Source organism: Streptomyces sp. NPDC029159, assembly GCF_055564055.1.
The window spans coordinates 252843-259708 of the sequence record NZ_JBVHWT010000010.1; the positions used below are offsets into that span (position 1 = coordinate 252843).

8 protein-coding genes are annotated in these 6866 nt (G+C 70.3%); 5 read left to right on the forward strand and 3 right to left on the reverse strand.

What is annotated here, in order from left to right:
- The first annotated feature begins 58 nt into the window (after positions 1–58).
- The 4 genes from ACZ4U4_RS21120 (at position 59) to ACZ4U4_RS21135 (ending at position 3266) form a co-directional block, all read left to right on the forward strand.
- Complete coding sequence (locus ACZ4U4_RS21120) at positions 59–871, forward strand: ABC transporter ATP-binding protein (protein WP_467876437.1); 813 nt, start codon at positions 59–61, stop codon at positions 869–871.
- Positions 872–931: 60 nt separating this feature from the next.
- Entirely contained in the window at positions 932–1342 is a 411-nt protein-coding gene (locus ACZ4U4_RS21125) for an NfeD family protein (RefSeq protein WP_345085010.1), read from the forward strand.
- Positions 1343–1463: 121 nt separating this feature from the next.
- Positions 1464–2399: an SPFH domain-containing protein gene (locus ACZ4U4_RS21130; protein ID WP_467876440.1), complete on the forward strand. Its 936-nt coding sequence runs from the start codon at positions 1464–1466 to the stop codon at positions 2397–2399.
- Positions 2400–2501: 102 nt separating this feature from the next.
- Positions 2502–3266 carry a sulfite exporter TauE/SafE family protein gene (locus tag ACZ4U4_RS21135; RefSeq protein ID WP_467876443.1) on the forward strand — a complete coding sequence of 255 codons (765 nt, stop codon included), beginning with the start codon at positions 2502–2504 and terminating at the stop codon, positions 3264–3266.
- Positions 3267–3300: 34 nt separating this feature from the next.
- Here ACZ4U4_RS21135 and ACZ4U4_RS21140 read toward each other — a convergent pair whose 3' ends face one another.
- From ACZ4U4_RS21140 to ACZ4U4_RS21150, 3 genes are all read right to left on the reverse strand, one after another.
- On the reverse strand, positions 3301–3804 hold the full coding sequence (locus ACZ4U4_RS21140; RefSeq protein ID WP_391647674.1) for an HNH endonuclease: 504 nt from the start codon (positions 3802–3804) through the stop codon (positions 3301–3303).
- Between the two features lie 450 nt (positions 3805–4254).
- Positions 4255–4794, reverse strand: a complete 540-nt coding sequence (locus ACZ4U4_RS21145) for a YbhB/YbcL family Raf kinase inhibitor-like protein (protein ID WP_467876446.1) — start codon at positions 4792–4794, stop codon at positions 4255–4257.
- A 41-nt stretch (positions 4795–4835) separates the two neighbouring features.
- A complete protein-coding gene (locus ACZ4U4_RS21150; protein ID WP_467876449.1) occupies positions 4836–5618 on the reverse strand; it encodes a sporulation protein in 783 nt (260 codons plus the stop codon).
- Between the two features lie 165 nt (positions 5619–5783).
- Between ACZ4U4_RS21150 and ACZ4U4_RS21155 the strand changes: the two genes are divergently transcribed.
- Positions 5784–6434: a DNA-3-methyladenine glycosylase gene (locus ACZ4U4_RS21155; RefSeq protein ID WP_467876452.1), complete on the forward strand. Its 651-nt coding sequence runs from the start codon at positions 5784–5786 to the stop codon at positions 6432–6434.
- Positions 6435–6866 lie beyond the last annotated feature (432 nt).

The following is a 6866-nucleotide window of genomic DNA, read 5'->3' on the forward strand; positions in this document are numbered from 1 at the left end:
AGTGGCGTAGGTTTGCACGGGGGACGCGCCCGCTGGCGCACGTGACGACCGAGAAGCAATGGGAGACAGGGCACTCATGAGCGATGTGCTGGAGCTGGTGGACGTATCCGTGGTCCGCGAAGGGCGGGCTCTGGTGGACCAGGTCTCCTGGTCGGTGAAGGAGGGTGAGCGCTGGGTCATCCTCGGCCCCAACGGCGCCGGCAAGACCACCCTGCTCAACCTCGCCTCCAGCTACCTCTTCCCCACCAAGGGCAGCGCCACCATCCTCGGCGAGCGCCTCGGCCGGGTCGACGTCTTCGACCTCCGCCCGCGCATCGGCATCGCCGGCATCGCCCTCGCCGACAAGCTCCCCCGCAGCCAGACCGTCCTGCAGACCGTTCTCACCGCCGCCTACGGCATGACCGCCCACTGGCAGGAGAGCTACGAGGACATCGACGAGCAGCGCGCCCGCGCCTTCCTCGACCGCCTCGGTATGACCGAGTACCTCGACCGGAAGTTCGGCACCCTCTCCGAGGGCGAGCGCAAGCGCACCCTCATCGCGCGCGCCATGATGACCGACCCCGAACTGCTCCTCCTCGACGAGCCCGCCGCCGGCCTCGACCTCGGCGGCCGCGAGGACCTCGTCCGCCGCCTGGGCCGCCTCGCCCGCGACCCGTACGCCCCCTCGATGGTGATGGTCACCCACCACGTCGAGGAGATCGCCCCCGGCTTCACCCACGTCCTGATGATCCGTCAGGGCAAGGTCCTCGCCGCCGGTCCCCTCGACCTCGAACTGACCTCCGCCAACCTCTCCCGCTGCTTCGGTCTCCCCCTGATCGTCGAGCGGAACGGCAGCGACCGCTGGACCGCCCAGGGACTGCCCCTTTCCTGACGCTTTACGCCCTGTTCCCGCGGAGCACCCCCGCCCTACCATGAAGCGGTGGACGCATGGGTGTGGTGGCTGATCGCCGCCGTGGGGCTGGGAATTCCGCTCGTCGTGACCGCGATGCCCGAGTTCGGGATGTTCGCGGTCGGCGCCGTCGCAAGTGCCGTCACCGCAGCGCTCGGTGGCGGCACCGTCATACAGTTCCTCGTCTTCGCCGCGGTCTCCGTCGCGCTCGTCGCCGTCGTCCGCCCCCTCGCCAACCGCCACCGCACCCAGCGACCCGTCCTCGCCTCCGGCATCGACGCCCTCAAGGGGAAGAGCGCCACCGTCCTGGAGCGCGTGGACGGCGCCGGGGGCCGCATCAAGCTCGGCGGCGAGATCTGGTCGGCCCGCGCCCTCGACGGCGACCGCGCCTACGAACCCGGATCCCAGGTCGACGTCGTGGAGATCGAAGGCGCCACCGCCGTGGTGATCTGACCGGAAAGCGTTGTGGTCATCTGACCGGAACGCACTGACGACGCACCACGAGTCTGAAAGACTCGATCAACACCCAAGCCGGCCACGGCCGGAGGACCAGACGAAGGGCACGGGAGTCGCAGTGGCACCGATCATCATCGTCCTGATCATCCTGGTGGTGCTCGTGTTCATCGCACTCATCAAGACGATCCAGGTCATCCCCCAGGCGAGCGCCGCCATCGTCGAGCGCTTCGGCCGTTACACCCGCACCCTCAACGCGGGCCTCAACATCGTCGTCCCGTTCATCGACTCGATCCGCAACCGCATCGACCTCCGCGAACAGGTCGTGCCGTTCCCGCCGCAGCCGGTGATCACCCAGGACAACCTCGTCGTCAACATCGACACCGTCATCTACTACCAGGTCACCGACGCCCGCGCCGCGACCTACGAGGTCTCCAGCTACATCCAGGCGATCGAGCAGCTCACCGTCACCACGCTCCGCAACATCATCGGCGGCATGGACCTGGAGCGCACCCTGACCTCCCGCGAGGAGATCAACGCGGCGCTGCGCGGCGTCCTCGACGAGGCCACCGGCAAGTGGGGCATCCGCGTCAACCGCGTCGAGCTGAAGGCCATCGAGCCGCCGACCTCCATCCAGGACTCGATGGAGAAGCAGATGCGCGCCGACCGTGACAAGCGCGCAGCCATCCTCCAGGCCGAAGGCACCCGGCAGTCCCAGATCCTGACCGCCGAGGGTGAGAAGCAGTCCGCCATCCTCCGCGCCGAAGGTGAGGCCAAGGCCGCCGCGCTCCGCGCCGAGGGTGAGGCCCAGGCGATCCGTACGGTCTTCGAGTCCATCCACGCCGGCGACCCGGACCAGAAGCTGCTGTCGTACCAGTACCTCCAGATGCTTCCGAAGATCGCCGAAGGCGACGCCAACAAGCTCTGGATCGTGCCCAGCGAGATCGGCGACGCCCTCAAGGGCCTCGGCGGCGCCCTCGGCAACTTCACCCCCGGCGGCGGCAAGGACCCGCTCGTCAAGACCCCGACGCCCCGCCAGGCACCGCCCATCGACTGACCCACCTGCCCTCAGGGGGTGTCTCACCGGTCACACGGACCGGGGAGGCACCCCCTGTTGCATGATCGGACGCATCCACACCCGACGACCACGGGGGACTGCGTGACCACCTGGGAAGCACTCGCCGTCCTCGCCGCGGGCCTCGGCGCCGGGACGATCAACACCATCGTCGGCTCCGGCACCCTCATCACCTTCCCGGTGCTCCTCGCCGTCGGCCTCCCGCCCGTCACCGCGAACGTCTCCAACACCCTCGGCCTGGTGCCCGGTTCACTCAGCGGCGCCTTCGGCTACCGCCGCGAACTGACCGGCCAGCGCCCCCGCATCCTCCTCTTCGGCACCGCCGCCCTCCTCGGCGGCGCCGCCGGCGCGGTCCTGCTGATCGCCCTGCCGTCCACGGCCTTCGACGCGATCGTCCCCGCCCTCGTCGGCATGGCACTCGTCCTCGTCGTCGCCCAGCCCCGACTCGCCACCGCCCTCCGCGCCCGCAGGGCCCGCAACGGCACCGCACCCCGCCGCCACGGCGGCCCCGTCCTCTTCACCGGACTGCTGCTGGCCAGCGTCTACGGTGGCTACTTCGGCGCCGCCCAGGGCGTCCTCTACCTCTCGATGACGGGCCTGGTGCTCGACGAGGGCCTGCAGCGGCTCAACGCCCTCAAGAACGTCCTCACCCTGCTGGTCAACGGCGTCGCCGCGGTGCTCTTCCTCTTCGTCGCCCACTTCGACTGGACGGCCGTCGCCCTCCTCGCCACCGGCTCGGTCCTCGGCGGCCGTATCGGCGCGACCATCGGCCGCCGGCTGCCGCCCGCCGTCCTGCGTACCGTCATCGTCCTCGTCGGCGTGGTGGCCATCGTCCAGCTCGTCCGCTGAGGCACCTGCCCACGACGGCCCCCGCGCCCGGGCGTCACGCCGCAGGCGACGCCCACTCCGGCAGCTCCTCGCGCACGGACACCCCGAGCGCCGACAGCATCGCCTCCGCGGGCGTCGGCTCGAACGGCCGCCGCAGCAGCCGCATCCCGGCCTGCTCCGGCGTACGGTCCGCCTTCCGGTGGTTGTCCTCCGCACAGGAAGCGACGGTATTCAGCCAGGTGTCACCGCCGCCGTGCGAGCGCGGCACGACGTGATCGACGGTCGTCGCCCGCCGCCCGCAGTACGCGCACCGGTGCTGATCCCGCACCAGCACACCCCGCCGCGACCACGGCGCCCATCTCCGGAACGGCACCCGTACGTACCGGCTGAGCCGGATCACCTGCGGCACCGGCACCTCCACCGAAGCGGCCCGGATCCGCAGCCCCGGATGCGCGTGCTCGACGACGGCCTTCTCCTGCATCACCAGCACCACGGCCCGACGCGACGTCACCGTCGACAGCGGCTCGAAGCTCGCGTTGAGCACCAGCGTCTCGCGCATCCCGCCCACCTCCCGGCCCGTTCGCCCCGCGGCGAAGTGGCTCCACTGTGCAGGGGAAGCATTTCCCGCCACAACGCAATTTCCCCTGCCACAAGGGAAATGACGGGTGATCGGCGAACGAAGCGAAGGCGACCCGCCGGGTGCGCGAAGAGCCCGGAACACCACGGGCGGCAAGGACGTATGACACCCGGGCGCGGCCCACGCAGCGGGCGGACAAAGGGGGAGTGCGCCCCGGATCCCACCCCCGTGTACCGCTCGGATCCGGAGCGTACGGCGACCGGCGAGGCGACCGGACGCACCACGCGCCCGACCCCCGGCGAGCAGGGGCGACACACCTGCGCCCCGGTGCTCCCGCCGCAGCGGTACCGGCTGCCCGGCGGCCCGAAAGGGGCCACCGACCGGAACCACCCTGCGTGCGAGGAACACCGGGGCGCAACGCAATTACGGGCCTCAGCCCTCCGCAGGCACCTCGAACTCGGCCACCAACTGGGCCCGGCCGAGCGTGTGGAACCGCAGATTGAAGCCGACGACCGCGGGCGACGCATCGCCGTCGGGCCCCAGCTTGTCCTGGTCGACCGCGTACACCGTGAAGACGTACCGGTGCGGACCGTCCCCGGGCGGCGGCGCGGCACCGCCGAAGTCCCGTGTCCCGTAGTCGTTACGGACGTGGACCGCGCCCTCGGGCAGCCCCTCCATCGCACCGGACCCGGCACCCGCCGGCAGCTCCGTCACCGATGCCGGGATGTCGAACACCGACCAGTGCCAGAAACCGCTGCCGGTCGGCGCATCCGGATCGAAGCAGGTGACGGCGTAACTCTTCGTCCCCGCGGGCGCACCCTCCCACCGCAGCTGCGGCGAACGGTTGCCCTCGGCGTACACCTGCGCGGAACCCAGCGTCCCGCCCGGCGCCACCTCGTCGCTGGCCACCGTGAACTCCGGTACCTGCGGGTGGAAATCGTGCGGGAGCGGTCGCCGCTTCAGCTCGGACACCTCGACACCTCCTGGTCGCTTGCTGACACTGTCCGGCCAGGTTAGAGCCAGTTCCGCTTCCCGCCGACCTCGGCCAGCCAGTGGTGGAGATACCCCGCCCAATCGGTCTGCTGGAAGTCGTGCAGCCCCACCGTGAACGACCGGTACGTGTCCGACCCGTCGCTGATCAGCCCGCCCTTCTTGTCCATCTCCAGCACCACGTCCATCTCCCGGTCGTCGGCGACGAACGACAGCTCGACCTCGTTGAGCCCGCGGTACTGCTGCGGCGCGGAGAACTCGATCTCCTGGTAGAAGGGCAGCCGCTGCCGCGTCCCCCGGATGTGCCCCTGCTCCAGGTCGGCCGACTTGAAGCGGAACCCGAGCTGCCCGAACGCGTCGAGGATCGCCTGCTGCGCCGGGATCGGGTGCACGTTCACCGGGTCGAGGTCCCCGGAGTCCACCGCCCGCGCAATCGCCAGCTCCGTCGTCACCCCCACGCTCATCCCGCGCAGATGCTGCCCGAGGAACGTGGTGATCGGCGTCTCCCAAGGAATCTCCAGCCCGAACGGCACGGTGTGCACCGCCCCGGCCTGCACCTGGAACGCCCCGCCGAGCTGCACCTCGGTGAACTGGACGTTGCGCTTGAACTCCTCGTCGCCGCGCTCCACCTCGACGCGCGCCTGCAACCCGACCGTCAGCCCCTGAATCTCCTGGGCCACCGACCCGCCCTGGATCCGCACCTCGCCCTGAACGACGCCACCGGGTACGACGTTCTCCTCGAAGAGAACCGTCTCCACCGACGCGCCTCCGGCCCCCATGCTCGCCAGCAGCTTCTTGAACCCCATGTCCGTCCTCCCCAGGCACGATGCCTGACCTCGCTCCGGCAGCCGTGATCATGGCCGCCCGCTGTCGACGGCAACCGGCGACCGCCGGTTCCCGGGCCCAGCCTCCCAAGGACGCCCGCCCGCGCCACGCCACCCCCCTTCCCCACTGCACTACCCTCGGCGCACATGACCGACGTACCGGAACGTATGCCGCTCACGCACGCCTTCTTCGACCGTCCCGTCCTGGAGGTCGCCCCCGATCTCCTCGGCCGCACCCTCGTGCGCACGACCCCGGACGGCCCGATCGAACTGCGCCTCACCGAGGTGGAGGCATACGCCGGCGAACGCGACCCCGGCTCCCACGCGTACCGGGGCCGCACCCCACGCAACGCCTCGATGTTCGGCCCGCCCGGCCACGCGTACGTCTATTTCATCTACGGCATGTGGTTCAGCCTCAACTTCGTCTGCGGACCCGAGCACCACGCGAGCGGAGTCCTGGTACGAGCCGGGGAGATCCTCACCGGTACGGAACTGGCACGGGCCCGCCGCCCCAAGGCCCGCCGCCCTCACGAGCTGGCCCAGGGCCCGGCCCGCCTCGCCACCGCCCTCGACATCGACCGCACCCTCGACGGCACCGACCTCTGCACCGGCCCCGGTGCCCCCCTCTCCGTCCTCCACGGCCGCCCACCCGCCCCTGAGCAGGTACGGAACGGCCCCCGCACCGGCGTGGGCGGCGACGGCGCGGCCCATCCGTGGCGCTACTGGATCGAGGGCGAGCCGACGGTCAGCCGCTACCGCCCACACGTACCGCGGCGCCGCACCGCCGGGGCCAGGTGACCCGCACCGCAGCTCCTTGACTCGCGGAACTGGAACGTCTAACGTAGCCCGAGCCGCTGGAGATGGGCAGCGCTATCTGCGCAGCCGGACGGCGGCACCACCACTACTCAAGCTCGATTCCCCAAACGGGGTCACTTTCACGTTGCCGAAATTCGACCGCGCCGCTCGATTACGGGTTATCCGGGAATTCCGCTAAAGTAGTGACCACGCCAAGGCGCCGCAAACGAAAGTAAGCAGCCCGAGGCAAACCCCTCCGACGGGCAATCGGAAACGAATTCGGACCGGAAACGGCGAGAAACGGATCTGATAGAGTCGGAAAGGCCGGAAAGCGAAAGCGAGAAGGCCAACCCCGCTCCAACAGGGGGCCGGAAACGCCCAGCGGATCTGGTAAGGTTGGAACCGCGGAAAAGCCGAAAGGCCGGACCGCACCGG